At 75.3% G+C, this 15118-nt stretch carries 4 protein-coding genes; 3 read left to right on the top strand and 1 reads right to left on the bottom strand.

Going from position 1 to position 15118, the window contains the following annotated elements; all coding sequences use genetic code 11:
• Positions 1-243: 243 nt before the first annotated feature.
• The gene (locus HCC30_RS16250; RefSeq protein WP_169443248.1) at positions 244-468 is read right to left on the bottom strand and encodes an MbtH family protein; all 225 of its coding nucleotides are present in this window, start codon (positions 466-468) and stop codon (positions 244-246) included.
• Between the two features lie 447 nt (positions 469-915).
• Between HCC30_RS16250 and HCC30_RS16245 the strand changes: the two genes are divergently transcribed.
• The 3 genes from HCC30_RS16245 to HCC30_RS16235 are packed head-to-tail and all read left to right on the top strand — an operon-like array spanning position 916 to position 15109.
• On the top strand, positions 916-12390 hold the full coding sequence (locus HCC30_RS16245; protein WP_169443247.1) for a non-ribosomal peptide synthetase: 11475 nt from the start codon (positions 916-918) through the stop codon (positions 12388-12390).
• The gene (locus HCC30_RS16240) at positions 12387-14339 is read left to right on the top strand and encodes a class I adenylate-forming enzyme family protein (RefSeq protein WP_169443246.1); all 1953 of its coding nucleotides are present in this window, start codon (positions 12387-12389) and stop codon (positions 14337-14339) included. The genes HCC30_RS16245 and HCC30_RS16240 overlap by 4 nt, the downstream gene beginning before the upstream one ends.
• On the top strand, positions 14336-15109 hold the full coding sequence (locus HCC30_RS16235) for a hypothetical protein (RefSeq protein ID WP_240979634.1): 774 nt from the start codon (positions 14336-14338) through the stop codon (positions 15107-15109). Before HCC30_RS16240 ends, HCC30_RS16235 begins: the two co-directional genes overlap by 4 nt.
• Positions 15110-15118 lie beyond the last annotated feature (9 nt).

Below are 15118 nucleotides of genomic sequence, written 5' to 3'. Positions count from 1 at the left end.
GGGGAGATGGATGAAGGGAGCACCGAACCGGCGGTTATCCGTCCGTCTCCGGGGCACTCCCCCAAGGACGAGCAGCTACCGGAAATGCGGCACCGGGCGGGCTCGCGGAAGGCATCGGTGAATACCGGCCCCGCGGGCCCGCTCTGTGCTGTCACGCACCTTTTTCCTGCGGGTCACCTCAGCTCCCGGGCCGCGGCCGATTTCCGCCCGGTGAACATTCCTCCGCAGCCCCCGGAACCGGCGTCAGTCCGCGTGCGCACCCTCGGCGGCCCGGGCCAGGCCGCGGGGGCGCATGTCGGTCCAGTGGGTGTCGATGTACGCGAGTGCCGTCTCGCGGTCCGACTCCTCCAGCGCTGCCCGCCATCCCGCCGGGACCTGGGCGAACGAGGGCCACAGCGAGTGCTGCCCCTCGTCGTTGACCAGGACCAGGTAGGTGCCGTCCGGGTCTTCGAAGGGGTTGGTGCTCATCCTGTTTCTCCTTGCGCTGAGTCGGTCTCGGTGCGCACGTTCCTTCCCCCGCCGGTCGCGGTCGACGCATGACGCGTCCGGGAAACGGCGAAGAAGCCCGGAGAAGTTCCGGAGGGAAGCGCGGAACGGGAACGGTACCGCGCCCGGAGCGGCGTGAACCGGCCACCCGCTACGCGGTTTTGGCCACGGGGACAGCGTACGGGCCGGGCGGCAGAGCGAGTTCACCGGAATTCGGTTCCGCTTCCCACTCGACCGCGTCGCGCCGGGGCGGAGCAAGTAAACGTGAGATAGCGCATATTGCCCTCCCTTTACCGTTCCATTGCCTGCCGTGTTTCGATGGTCCGGTCCACTCCTTGATCAATCTTCTTGGTCCCTCCACCCACATCCGCCCACATCCGACGGCAGTCGCCGACCGTGCCGGCAAGACCGATGGGGATGCGCACACTGATGCCCGAAAACCTCCCTGAACTGCCCCTGACCGACGCGCAGCTGGGGGTCTGGCTGGCGGAACGCTCCGAACTCAGCCGGCCCGGCGCCTACCAGTGGGCGGAGTACCTCGTCCTGGACGGCGGGACCGACGCCGCGCTGCTGGCCACCGCGGTCGCCCGCGCCGCCGCCGACTGCGAGGCCGTCAACGTCCGCTTCACCGAACCGGCGGAGGCCGGGGCCGCACCCGTGCAGCACCCCGTCCCGGAGCCCCAACACCCCGTCGAGGTGGCCGACTTCCGGGACGCGGCCGACCCGGAGGCCGCCGCCGGGGAGTGGATGCGGGACGCGCTGGCGAAGGCCGGGGGCGTCGGCGACGGGCCACTGTTCCTCGGGGCCGTGCTGCGGGTGGCGGACGAACGGACGCTGGTGTTCCACCGGGTGCACCACATCGCCCTCGACGGCGCCGGCATGGCGCTGTTCGCCGAACGCGTCGCCGAGGTCTACACCTGCCTGCACGAGGGCCGCCCCGTCCCGGACAGCGGCTGGACGGGGCTGCGGCCCCTGCTGGACACCGAGTCCGCCTACCGGCAGTCCCCCGCACACGCCGCCGACGGCGAATGGTGGCACGAACGCCTCGGCGGACGGCCGGAGTTCCTCAGCCTGGGCACCCACGCGGCCCCGGCCGACAGCACGTCGCTGCGGCTGACGAGGACGCTCACGGACGAGGAGTTCACCGCGCTGCGCGAGGGCGCACGGCGGCTCGGGCACCGCTGGACGCGGCTGTTCACCGCCGCGACGGCCGTGTACCTGCACGCCGCGGCCGGCAGCCGGGACGTCGTGCTGAGCCTGCCCGTCGCCGGCCGCCCGGCCGAACTCGCCCGGACCGTACCGGCGATGACGGCGAACGTGCTGCCGCTGCGCCTGCACGTCGACCCCGCGGCACCGCTGGCCGAGCTGCTCGACGGGGTCGGCGGCGAGCTGCGGCAGGTGCGCGAACGGCAGCGGTACCGGGGGGAGCGCCTGCGGCGGGCCGAGCAGGGGCCCGAGGACGGGCGGAAGTTCTTCGGCCCGGTGCTCAACATCCAGCGGTTCGACCGGCCGTTGCGGTTCGGCCCGGTGACGGCGACCGTGCACAACCTCCAGGCGCCGCCCTCCGAGGACCTGTCCGTCGTCGCCTACGACCGCGGGGACGGCGGGCTGCGCCTCGACTTCGACGCCAACCCGGCCAACCACGACGAGGAGCTGCTCCGGGACGTCGCCGACCGCTTCCTGCACGTGCTGCGGCAGCTGACGGCCGCCGGCCGGGACACCCCGACGGCCCGGATCACGGCGGCCACCGAGGAGGAGCTCCGGCACACCGCGGCGCTGGGCACCGGCGACGGCCAGGCCCCCGCGCCCTCCCGCACCGCCGTCGGCCGCTTCGCCGAGCAGGTACGGCGCGCCCCCGACGCGCCCGCGGTCCGTTCGGCCGCGACCGGGGAGCGGCTGACGTACCGCGAACTGGACGCGCGCAGTTCGGCGCTGGCCGCCGCGCTCGCGGAGGCGGGCGCGGGCCCGGAGCGGACGGTCGGGCTGCTGCTGGAGCGGTCGCCGGAGCTGGTCGTCGCGGCGCTCGCGGTGCTGAAGGCGGGCGCCGCCTATGTGCCCCTGCAACAGGACGACGCGGTGGCCCGGCAGGAGGCGGTGCTCTCCGACGCGGGTGTGGAGCTGCTGGTCACCGACGGGGAGACCGCCGAGGACGGCGTGGTCGCGCTCGCGCGGGAGCGCGGGGTGCCGCGACTGGACGTGCGGACGGCGGGAGTTGAGCCCATGGAGCCGCTTTCCGTGGCACCGGAGGGGCTGGCCTGCGTGATGTTCACCTCCGGCTCCACGGGGCGCCCCAAGGGCGTCGCGCTCACCCAGGGCAACCTGGCCGGGCTCGCCGCCGACCGGTGGTGGACCGAGGGCGGCGCCGACCGGGTGCTGCTGCACTCGCCGCACGCCTTCGACGCGTTCAACCTGGAGGTGTGGGTACCGCTGCTCACCGGCGGCGAGGTGGTCGTCGCCCCGCCCGGGCGGCTGGACCCGGCCGCGCTGGCCCGGATCACGGCGGACACCGGCCTCACCGGAGTGTGGCTCACCGCGGGGCTGTTCGGGGCACTCGCGTCCGAGGACCCGCGCTGTCTAGCGGGGCTGCGGCAGGTGTGGACGGGCGGTGACGTGGTCTCCCCCGCCGCGGTGCGCGCCGTGCGCGCCGCGCTGCCGGGGCTCACCGTCGTCAACGGCTACGGGCCCACCGAGACCACGGTGTTCGCGACCCGGTACGCCACCCCGGACCTTCCGGAGGACGCGGGTGTCGTCCCGGTCGGCACGCCGCTGGACGGCAAGCGGGTGCTGCTGCTCGACGACGCGCTGCGCCCCGTGCCGCCCGGTGCGGTGGGCGAGGTGTATCTCGGGGGCGTCGGCGTCGCGCGCGGCTATCTGGGGCGCGCGGGCGCGACGGCCGAACGCTTCGTGCCCGACCCCACGGGCCCGCCCGGGGCCCGCGTCTACCGCACGGGCGACCTGGCCCGCTGGAACCGCGCGGGGCGGCTGGAGTTCGCCGGCCGCTCCGACGGGCAGCTGAAGCTGCGCGGCTACCGGATCGAGACGGGCGAGATCGACGCCGCGCTGCTGGCCGAGCCCGGCGTACGGCAGTCCGCGACGGTCCTGCGCGAGGACCGGCCCGGGGTGCGCGCACTGGTCAGTTACGTGGCCGCCGACGCGGACGTGTGCACCGGGGAGCTGCGCGAGGCGGTGGCGCGGCGGCTGCCGCCGTACATGGTCCCCTCGGCCGTGGTGGCCGTGGACCGGCTGCCGCTCACCCGGAACGGCAAGCTCGACCGGGCTGCCCTGCCGGCGCCGGAGGCGGACGGGACGGCGGCCCCCGCCGCCCCCGCCGGCTCCGTGGAGAGCCGGCTCGCCGGACTGTTCGGCGAGGTGCTGGGCCTGCGCGAAGTGCCCCTGGACGGGGACTTCTTCCGGCTCGGCGGGGACAGCATCAAGGCGATCCAGCTGGCAGGCGCGGCGCAGCGGGCCGGGCTGTCCGTGGCCACCTCCGACGTGTTCCGGACCCCCACCGTCTCGGGCCTGGCCGCCGGCCTCGGGGACGCACCGGCACCCTCGGCCGGGCGGCCGGGCGGGGCGTGGGCCGCGGCGGAGGACGACGATCCCACGGTGCCGCTGACGCCGGTCATGCACTGGCTGCGGGAACGCGGCGGTCCCGTCGACGGGTTCGTGCAGTCGCTGACGCTGCGCACTCCGGCGGGCATCACCGCGGAGCAGCTGCGCACTGTGGTGCAGGCGCTGGTCGACCACCACGGCATGCTGCGGCTCGCCCTGCGCGAGACGGACGGCGTGTGGTCGCTCGAAGTGCTGCCCCGGGCGGACGTCGCACTCAACGGCCCGGAGGACGGTCCCGACCCGGCGAACGGGCAGATGGTGCACGCCCGTTGGCGCGATCACGGGCCGGAGAAGGCCGGGGAACTGACCCTCACCGTGCACCATCTGGCCGTCGACGGGGTGTCCTGGCGCATCCTCCAGGAGGACCTGCGGACCGCGTGGGAGGCCGTGCGGCACGGGCGCACCCCGCGCCTCCAGCCGGTCGGCACCCCGTTCCCGCAGTGGGCGCGGGGGCTGGTGCGGCATGCCCACCATCCGTCCGTGCAGGCCGAGTTCGGCCGGCTGCGGGAGCTGCCCGCCGACCCGCCGCTCGCCGCGCGGCCGCTGGACGGCGCGACGGACACCGAGGCCACCCGGCGCCGGCACACCGTCCCCCTGTCCGGCACGCTCACCGCGCGGCTGGTGGAGGACGCGACCGAGGCGTTCGGCGCCTCGGTGAACGACCTGCTGCTGACCGCGTTCGCGCTGGCCGCCGCCGACTGGCGGGAGGGCCCGGACGCGCTCCTCGTCGACCTGGAGGGGCACGGCCGCGAGGAGTTCGCCGAGGGGCTCGATCTGTCCCGCACGGTGGGCTGGTTCACCAGCCTGTGCCCCGTCGCGCTCGATCCCGGCTGCTCCTGGGCGGACGTCCGCACCGATCCGGCGGCGCTGGACGGCGCGGTCGCCGCGGTGCGCGCCCGCGTGCGGGATTCCGGGCGCGCGGGGCTCACGTACGGGCTGCTGCGCCATCTCAATCCGCAGACCTCTCCGGCGCTCGCCGCCGGGCCCGCACCGCAGTTCGCGTTCAACTATCTGGGCCGGTTCGACGTCGGCGGCGAGGACGGCGACTGGACGGTGCCGGAAGGCTCCCAGGGGCTCGGCCCGGGCGCGGGCGGCGGGCTGGCGATGGGGCACAGCGTCGAACTGGACGCGCTGATCACCGACGGCGCGGACGGGCCACGGCTGGTGGCGCACTGGTCCTGGCCGGGCGAACTGCTCCCCGAGGACCGGGTTCCGCGGCTCGCGGACCGGTGGTTCGACGTCCTGGAGGCCCTGGTGCGCCGGGCCCGCGCCCGCGCGACGGGCGAACTGCCGCTGCCGCCGCTCGCGCAGGGCCTGCTGTTCCACTCGCTGTACGACCACGACGGCACCGACCCGTACCTCGTCCAGTTCGTCTTCGCGCTGGACGGGCCGCTCGACACGGACGCGCTCCGCGGCGCCCTGCACCGGCTGCTGCTGCGCCACCCCCAGCTGTCCGCGGGCGTGCGGCACGGACCGACGGGGCGCCCCGTCCAGGTGGTGCCCGCCGAATTCGCCGTGGACTGGCAGGAGATACCGGCGCACGAGGACCTGGAGCACTTCCTCGCCGCCGACCGCGGGCAGCGGTTCGACCTCGCGCGCCCGCCGCTCGTCCGGGCCGCCCTCCAGCACCACGGGGAGGCGCGGCACACCTTCGTGCTGACCACCCACCATCTCCTGCTGGACGGCTGGTCGATGCCGATCCTGGTCAGGGAGCTGTTCGCGCTCTACGCGGGACGGGAACTGCCGCCCGCGACCCCGTACCGCGACTTCCTGGACTGGCTCGCGGCCCGCGACTCCCGTGCGGACGAGGACGCCTGGCGCGCGCTGCTGTCCTCCGTCGACGGGCCGACCCTGGTCGGCACCGCCGGACGGCGCGGTTCCGCCGCGCCCCGCCGCACCGCCGACAGCGAGCTGGACGCGGCCACCAGCGCCCGGATCGACGCGCTCGCGCGGCAGCACGGGCTGACCTCCAATGTCGTCGTCCAGCTGGCCTGGGCCGTCCTGCTGGGCGCGCTGACCGGCCGGGACGACGTGGTGTTCGGTGCGACGGTCTCGGGCCGTCCGGCCGAACTGCCGGGCGCCGAGGACATCGTGGGCCTGCTGATCAACACCGTCCCGGTGCGGGTCCGTCTCGACCCGCGGCGCCCCGTCGCCGAGTGCCTCGCCGAGCTGCGGGCGCAGCAGCTGGCCATGCTGGACCACCAGCACGCCGACCTGAGCCTGCTGAAATCGGTCACCGGACACGCCGAACTCTTCGACACCGTCGTCGTCTTCGAGAACTACCCGATCGACGAGGACGCGCTGCGCGAACTGGTGCCCGGACTGGGCCTGCGGGACGTGCAGGGCCGGGACGGCACGCACTACCCGCTGACGCTGATCGCCGTGCCGGGGCACGACGGGCTGCGGCTCCGGCTCGACCACAGCACCGAACTGTTCGACGGGGAACAGGCCGACCGCCTCCTCACCCGCCTGGGCACTCTGCTCGACCGGATCACCGAGCACCCCGGGGCACCCCTCGGCCGGCTCGGCCTGCTGCTGCCGGACGAGTCCGAGCAGGCGCCGGAGCCCGCCGCGCAGCCCCAACGGGGCGGTCTGCCGGGCCTGTTCGAGGCCCAGGCGCGCAGGCGGCCCACCGCGCCCGCCGTCACCTGCGGGGCGGTCACCCTGTCGTACGGGGAGCTGAACGCGCGGGCCAACCGTCTCGCGCGGCTGCTCGTCGAGCGCGGCGCCGGCCCGGAACGTCTGGTGGCGCTGGTCTTCGGGCGTTCCGCCGACCTCCTGGTCGCGGTGCTGGCCGTGCTCAAGTCCGGCGCCGGGTACCTGCCCCTCGACCCGGCGGCACCGGAGGCACGCACACGGCGGGTGCTGGACGACGCGGACCCGGTGCTCGTGCTGAGCGACCGCCCGGTCGCCGGGACGCGCCCGGCGGTCCTCCTCCAGGACGACGACCCGGCGGCGCACCTGCCCGCGCACGACCTCGGCCTCGCCCCGCACCCCGACAGCACGGCGTACGTCATCTACACCTCGGGTTCCACGGGCGAGCCGAAGGGTGTCGTCGTCTCGCACCACAACGTCGAACGGCTCCTCGCCGCCGCGGACGCGCGGTTCGGCTTCGGCGAGGAGGACGTGCACACGCTGTTCCACAGTTACGCCTTCGACGTCTCCGTGTGGGAGATGTGGACGGCGCTGGGCCGCGGCGGCCGCCTGGTGGTGGTGCCCGAGGACGTCGCCAGGTCGCCGCGCGAACTGCTGGCCCTGCTGGCGCGGGAGCGGGTGACCGCGCTGAGCCAGACCCCGTCGGCCTTCTACCCGCTGCTGCGGGCGGAGGCGGACGATTCCGGGGAGGTGCCCGCCTCCTCGCTGCCCGACCTGCGGTTCGTGGTGTTCGCCGGGGAGCCGCTGGACCTCTCCCGGGTGCGCTCCTGGACGGCTGCCGACCGTCCCGCGCTGGTCAACATGTACGGGATCACCGAGACCACCGTGCACGCCACGCACACCGAACTCACCGACCCCGAGGAGACCGCGAGCGTCGTCGGCACCGCGCTGCCCGACCTGCGGCTCCGCCTGCTCGACCACGCGCTGCGCCCCGTACCGCCCGGCTGCCCCGGCGAGATCTACGTCTCCGGTCCCGGCGTGACCCGCGGCTACGCGGGACGCCCCGGGCTCACCGCGAGCCGCTACGTCGCCGACCCGTGGGGCCCGCCGGGGGCGCGGATGTACCGCTCGGGGGACCTGGCGCGCCGCCGGGCTGACGGGAGCCTGGAGTACCTGGCCCGGGTCGACCAGCAGGTGAAGATCCGCGGCTACCGGATCGAACCCGGCGAGATCGAACGCGCCCTGGAGACCCACCCCGGGGTGGAGCGCGCGGTCGTCCTCGCGGATGAGGACGCCGACGGCGGCAGGCTGCTCTGCTACGCGGTGCCCCACGGCGAGCCCGACCCCGTCGCACTGCGGGAGTACGCGCGCACTCTGCTGCCCGCGCACATGGTGCCCGCGTTCGTCCTCCTGGTGGAGGAGATCCCGCTGACCGGGAACGGCAAGCTCGACCGCCGGGCCCTGCCGCGCCCCGAGTCCGCGCTGCCGGTCTCCCGGCCGCCGGAGACCCCGCCGGAGCGGCTGCTGTGCGCGCTGTACGCCGAGGTCCTGGGGGTGCCCCGGGTGGGCGCCGAGGACAGCTTCTTCGACCTGGGCGGGCACTCGCTGCTCGCCACCCGGCTGATCAACCGGCTGCGTGCGGAGACCGGCGCGGAGCTGAGCATCCGCACCCTGTTCGACGCCCCCGCCGTCGCCGACCTGGCGCTGCGGCTGCCGGAGGGTGCCGGCGCCGAACCGGCCCTCGGCGAGGGCGCGTCGGCCACGGACACCGAGCCGGCCGGAGCGCCGCGTTCCGGGCTGGCCGCTGTGGTCAGGCCCGAGCGGATTCCGCTCTCGCCCGCGCAGCGGCGGCTGTGGTTCTTCAGCCGGTTCGCCGGGCCCAACTCCGTGTACAACATGGCGTTCGCCGTCCGGCTGAGCGGCCCGCTGGCCCCCGGGCCGCTGCGTGCGGCGCTGGGTGACGTGCTCGGCCGGCACGAGAGCCTGCGCACCACCGTCACCGAGATCGAGGGGGAACCGCAGCAGCACATCCGCGCCGCGCGGGAGATGCCGTTCGAGACGGTGACCACCTCGGAGACCGAACTCCCGGCACGGCTGGCCGAGGCGTCCGCGCACGTCTTCGACCTCGGCGGTGAACTCCCCGTCCGCGCCGTGCTGTTCGAGACCGCACCCGAGCGGCACGTGCTGCTGGTCCTGCTGCACCACATCGCCGCCGACGGCTGGTCCCTGGCCCCACTGGCCCGCGACATCTCCTCCGCCTACCGGGCACGGCTCGCGGGCCGCGAGCCCGACTGGTCGGACCGGCCCGGCCGGCCCGCACAGTACGCCGATTACGCGCTCTGGCAGCACGGCGCCGACCCGGGCCCCGGCCTCGCCTACTGGACGCGGCAGTTGAGCGGCGTCCCCGAGACGCTGCCGCTGCCGCTGGACCACGCCAGGCCCGCGGTGTCCGCGCACCGCGGGGAGACGCTCGCCTTCACCCTGGACGCCGGGCTGCACGCGGCGCTGAACCGGCTCGCGCGGGCCACCGGCACCAGCCTGTTCATGGTCACGCACGCCGCCGTCGCCGTGCTGCTGTCCCGGCTCGGCGCCGGTACGGACATCCCCGTCGGCACCCCCGTCGCGGGGCGGCACGACGAGGCACTGCACGAGACCGTCGGCTGTTTCGTCAACACGGTGGTGCTGCGCACCGATCTGAGCGGGGAGCCGACCTTCGCCGAGCTGCTGGAACGGGTACGGAGCACCGATCTGGACGCCTTCGCCCACCAGGAGGTGCCCTTCGAGCAGGTGGTCGAGGCGGTCAACCCGCCGCGCTCGCTGGCCGCGCACCCGCTGTTCCAGGTGATGCTGGCGTTCCAGGAGGCGCCGCCCGCCGGGGAGTTCGACCTCCCGGGGCTGCACGCCGAGCCGGTCACCACGCACGGCGGCGCCTCCCGGATGGACCTGCTGTGGAGCCTGCGCCCGCACCTCGACGCGCAGGGCGCCGAGGCCGGGATCGAGGGCGAGCTGGAGTACGACACCGAACTGTTCGCCCCGGCCTCCGCCCGGCTGCTGCCGGCCCGCCTCGAAGGGCTGCTGCGGGCCGTGGTCGCGGACCCGTCGCTGCCGGTCGCCGGTCTGCCCGTCCTCGTCGCCGGGGAGCAGGAGCAGCTGACCCGCCGGTGGAACGCCACCGCGCGCGAGCTGCCGCCGGGCCCCGGCCCGCGCGGCACCGTCGGCGAACTGTTCGCGGCACAGGCCCGCCGGGTGCCCGGGGCACCGGCCGTGCGGCACGGCGAGACCGTGGTCACCTTCGGCGAGCTCGCCGCGCGGGTGGAGAGCCTCGCGGCGCTGCTGCGGCAACACGGCGCGGGGCCGGGCACGTTGATCGCGCTGGAGCTGCCCCGGGACGCGCGGCTGCCCACGGCGCTGCTCGCCGTCCAGTCGCTCGGCGCCGCCTCGCTGCCGGTCGACCCGGCGCTGCCGCCGCGCCGCGCCGCGTCCCTCCTCGCCGACGCGCGGCCGCTGCTGGTGCTGCGCGCCGCCGAGGCCGAAGGGGACTGCGGGTTCGCCGTCTCCCCCGGCGCGGAGCAGCCCGCGCAGGTCCCGGAGGACACCGCGTACGTCACCTACACCTCGGGCTCCACCGGGCGGCCGAAGGGCGTGATCGTGCCGCACGGGGCGCTGCTGAACCTGGTGCTGGCGCTGCGGGAGAGGCTGGGCGCCGGCGAGGAGGACCGGGTGCTCGCCGCCGCGCCCGCGAGCTTCGACATGTCCCAGCCGGAGGTGTACCTGCCGCTGGTCACCGGCGCCGCGATGGTGCTCGCCGACCGGAACGCGCTGCGCGACCCGGAGGAACTGTCCGCACTGCTGGACCGGCACCGGGTCACCGTGATGCAGGCGACGCCCTCGCTGTGGCAGTCCCTGGTGGCGCGGCGTCCGGAGCGGCTCAAGGAGCTCCGGGCGGTCATCGGCGGCGAGGCCGTCCCCGCCGACCTGGCCGGTCAACTGTCCGGGCTCACCGCCTCGTTGCTGGCCTGCTACGGGCCGACGGAGACCACCGTGTGGTCCGCCTGCCGCCCGGTCAGGACCACCGCCCCGGCCGCGGGCGCCACCGTGCCGCTCGGGCGGCCGATGTGGAACACCCGCGCCTACGTGCTCGACGCCCGGCTGCGGCCGGTGCCGCCCGGCGTGCCGGGCGAGCTGTACCTGGCGGGCACCGGAGTGGCCACCGGGTACCTGCACCGGCCGGGGCTGACCGCGCAGCGGTTCGTCGCCGACCCGTTCGGCCCGGCGGGCGAGCGGATGTACCGCACGGGCGACCTCGCCTCGTGGACGGCCGACGGTGAACTGCGCTTCCACGGCCGCACGGACGACCAGGTGAAGATCCGCGGCCACCGGGTCGAGCCGGGCGAGATCGAGGCCGTGCTCGCCGGGCACGAGGACGTCACGGCGGCCGCCGTCGCCGTGCACGACCGGACGCCCGACGACCGCCGCCTGGTGGGCTACGTCGTCCCCGCCGGCGCCGACCTGCACGCCGTCGGCGCGCACGCGGCCGCGCACCTGCCGGACTACATGCTGCCCGCGCGGCTGGTCGGCCTGGACGAGATGCCCCTCAGCAGCCACGGAAAGCTGCTGCGCGACCGGCTGCCGGAACCAGACTGGGCCCCGGCCGCCGCACCCGAACCGCCGGAGAACCTGCACGAGCACCTGATGTGCGCGCTCTTCGCGGACGTCCTGGGGCTGCCCCGGGTCGGGCCCGCCGACCACTTCTTCGAACTGGGCGGGCACTCCCTGCTGGCCGCCCGGCTGACCGGCCGCATCCGGGCCGAGCTGGGCCGGGAGCCGACGATCCGGAACGTCTTCGAGGCCCCCACACCGGCCGCGCTGCTCCGCCTCCTGGACGCCGAACCGTCCGGACGGACAGCCGGACCGGCACACCTCGTACCGTTCCGCACGGAGGGCACCGCGGCGCCGGTGTTCTGCGTGCACTCGCTCAGCGGCATCAGCTGGCCCTACTCGGGGCTGCTGCGGCACATCGACCGGGAGCACCCGGTGTACGGCATCCAGGCCGAGGGACCCGGTGGCGTCGCCGAACTGCCGGGCTCCGTCGAGGAGATGGCCGAGCGCTACCTGGCCGAGCTGCGCACCGTACGCCCGCACGGCCCGTACCACCTGGTGGGCTGGTCCTTCGGCGGACTGGTGGCGCACGCGCTGGCCGTCCGGCTGCGGGAGCTCGGCGAACCGGCCGGCACGCTGTTCCTGCTGGACACGGCCGTCGGCGCGGCCACCGACCCCGACGAGAGCCTGGACGAGCGCGTCCACCGGCTGCTGCTCACCTCCGCCGGTCTGGACGACGCACAGTGCGCCGCCGAGGGGCACGACCTCGGCGACTTCGGCACCGTCTCCGCGCTGCTGCGCCGGGAGGGCAGCGTGTTCGCGCGGTTCACCGAGGACGACGTCCGCCGTGTGGTCGCCGTCTCGCGCCACAACGCCCGGCTGGCGCGGACCCACCGGCCCGTGCCCTACCCGGGCGAGACCGGCTACGCCGAGGCGGCCGGCGAACGCCCCGTACCGCAGCACGAGCTGTGGCGCCCGTACGCCGCGGGCGGGCTGACCGTCGGGCACGTCGGCGCGGTCCACCACCGGATGCTGCACCCGCAGCACGTGCACGAGGCCGGGGCCCTGCTCCGCGACCTGCTCAGGAGGCACCCTTGACCCGCACCGAACCCCTCCCCGCAGGACGTGCCGCACTGGCCGAACTGCCGCCCGGCGCACGGGTGGTGGTCCGGCTGCCCAACGGCCCGGCGCTCGCCGAGGTACTGCTCGCCTGCTTCGACCTGCGGCTCGTCGCCGTCCCGCTGCCCCCGCGCACCGGGGAGCGGGCCGTAGCGGAGATCGCCCGGCGGGTTTCGGCCACGGCACTCGTGGACCCGGACGGGACGCACCGCACGGGGCTGCCCGATGTGCACACCGCCCCCGAGGACCTGGCCTTCCTCATGTTCACCTCCGGCTCCACCGGACCGCAGAAGGGCGTGATGCTGAGCCGCAGCGCCGTCCTCGGCAACGCGGCCAGGACGGCGGAGCTGCACGGGCTGGCCCCGGACCGTCCGCACGGCACCTGCCTGCCGCTGTACCACTGCAACGCGCTGGTCATGTCACTGCTCGGCACGCACCTCACCGGGGCGCCGCTGGTCCTGCACACCCCCTTCGACCCGGCGGGCTACTTCGCCGCGCTGGACGCCGCCGGGGCCAGGACCGCCTCGATCGTGCCCGCGCTGCTCGCCGACCTGGTGGAGGCGGGCCCCGCCTGGCCGGAGGGGCTGGAGTACCTGGTCACCGCGGCGGCACCGCTGACCGGCGACCTCGCCCGCCGCTTCCACCGCAGGTACGGCCCCCGGCTGCGGCAGGGCTACGGGCTGACCGAGGCCGTCAACTTCAGCTTCACCACCCCCCTGCTCGACGACGCCGCCTTCCGCGACCAGTACCTGGAGCACGCACCCCCGGTCGGCCTCCCGCTGCCGGACACCGAACTGCGCCTGGAATCCGGCGAGGTGTGGATCCGCACCCCCGACCTGATGCACGGCTACTGGCAGGACGACGCCGCCACGGCCGCCGCCCTCACCGAGGACGGCTGGCTGCGCACCGGCGACCTGGGCGAGCTGCGGGACGGGCTGCTGGTCCTCCGCGGCCGCGCCGGTGAACGGATCAACCGGGGCGGCGAGAAGCACTACCCGCTGGAGGTCGAGCGCGGCTGGCGCGAGGCCGGGCTGACCGGCCGGTTCGCCGCGGTGGCCGTGGACGAGCCCGCGCTCGGCCAGGACATCGGGCTGATCGCCACGGACCAGCCGGTCCCCGCCGTCCGCGCCGCGTACGAACAGGCGCCGCTGCGGCCCGCGGTGATCCGCTTCGGCGGGTACCTCGCCACCTCCACCGGCAAGCCCCAGCGCAAGGCGATGGGCCGGGAGCTGACCGCGCTGCGGCTCGCCCCCGCACGGTACGAGCGGCTGCTGCGGCACGCCGCCGCCGTCGCGCAGGACCTGCTGCGCGACGGCGCCGAGGACCCCGGACTGCGCGCGCTGGCGGCCGCGGCCGACGGCGCCCGCGCGCACGAGGACGACGAAGTCGCCCTCGGCGCCCTCGACTTCCTGCGGGACCACTGGCACGCACCCGGGGACCGCCCGGCGGACGGGGAACTGGACCGGGCCAAGGCCGGCTGGCTCCGCGCCCTCCTCACCGCCTGGCCGCTGTCCGCCCACACCGGTCAGGTGGCGGAGCTGGCGGCCGGCCACGGCCACGAGGCGGCGCCCGTACCGCTGGGCACCGAGGCGCACTTCGGGGCCAGTTCGCTGCTCGTCCTGCCGCACGGGCCCGCCCCCGAGGGTCCCGCCTGGGCCCTGGGCCCGCTGCTCACCTTCCTGACCGGCTCCCCCGCCGGCGCCGGCACCGACCGCTGGCCCCGGCTGGCCCGGCTGCGCGAACAGGGCTTCACGGACGTGGGCTGCACCGTCCTGCGCGCCGGACGCCACGACCTGGGCGGCGTCCTCTGGGCGCACCGGGCCCCGGACGGCGGTCCGGGCACAGAAACCGGGCCGCAGGAATCCGGGCCGCGGCCCTCCGAACGTCCGGCTTACGGACCGAACCAGCACACAGGAGCGACCACATGACACAGGCACCGGCCCACACGACGGCCCCCGGCCCCCAGGCCCCCGCCCGTATGAAGCAGTCCCCCGACCACGAGGACGAGATCCTCGACGTCGAACTGCACGAGGACCCGGGCCGCAACCAGCTCACCCCCGTGGTCCAACTGCCGCCCGCCGTCGCCCTGTCCGTCGTCGAATCGCTCGCCGGAGTGGTGCGCCAGGCGCACCGGGCGGAGGCCGCCGACCCGACCCCGTCCGGTGCGCTCAAGCACGCGCAGGAGTTCGAGGAGGGCGACGTGTTCCTGCTCGAACCGCCCTTCGAGGACTTCTTCGCCGACCGCTACCTGATGGACTTCTACGACACCACGGCGCGCGACATCTGCTCCCGCATGCACCTGCACACCGGACTGCGCTTCGTCCGGATGATGACGGGCCCGGACACCACCATCCGCGTCTCCAGCCTCTCCCCCCTCACGGTCCGCGCCGCGACGGGATGGAGCACGCCCCTGCACTCCTTCACCGACGCGCTGCCCGGCACCCCGACCGGCGTGCACCGGCAGCGGCACAACGTGATGGTGCCGCCCAACTCCTGGGTGGACATGCAGATTCCGCGCGGGGTCTCCCACCAGTTCAACGCGGTGGGGCCGAACGCCGTCATCGACTCCGTGCACCCGGAGGAGTCCATCGAGACGCTCCGGGAGGGCATGTCGGAGTACCGGATGATGGCGCAGACCATCTTCCTCGCCAAGGACAAGACCCCCGCCGCCACCTGCGCCGACCCGGACCGCGGCTGACCGGCTCCC

This window comes from Streptomyces sp. HNM0574, assembly GCF_012726235.1.
In the GTDB taxonomy this organism is placed as follows: Bacteria; Actinomycetota; Actinomycetes; order Streptomycetales; family Streptomycetaceae; genus Streptomyces.
The sequence above is the reverse complement of the archived record's forward strand: the minus strand, read 5'-3'. Positions and strand labels throughout refer to the sequence as shown.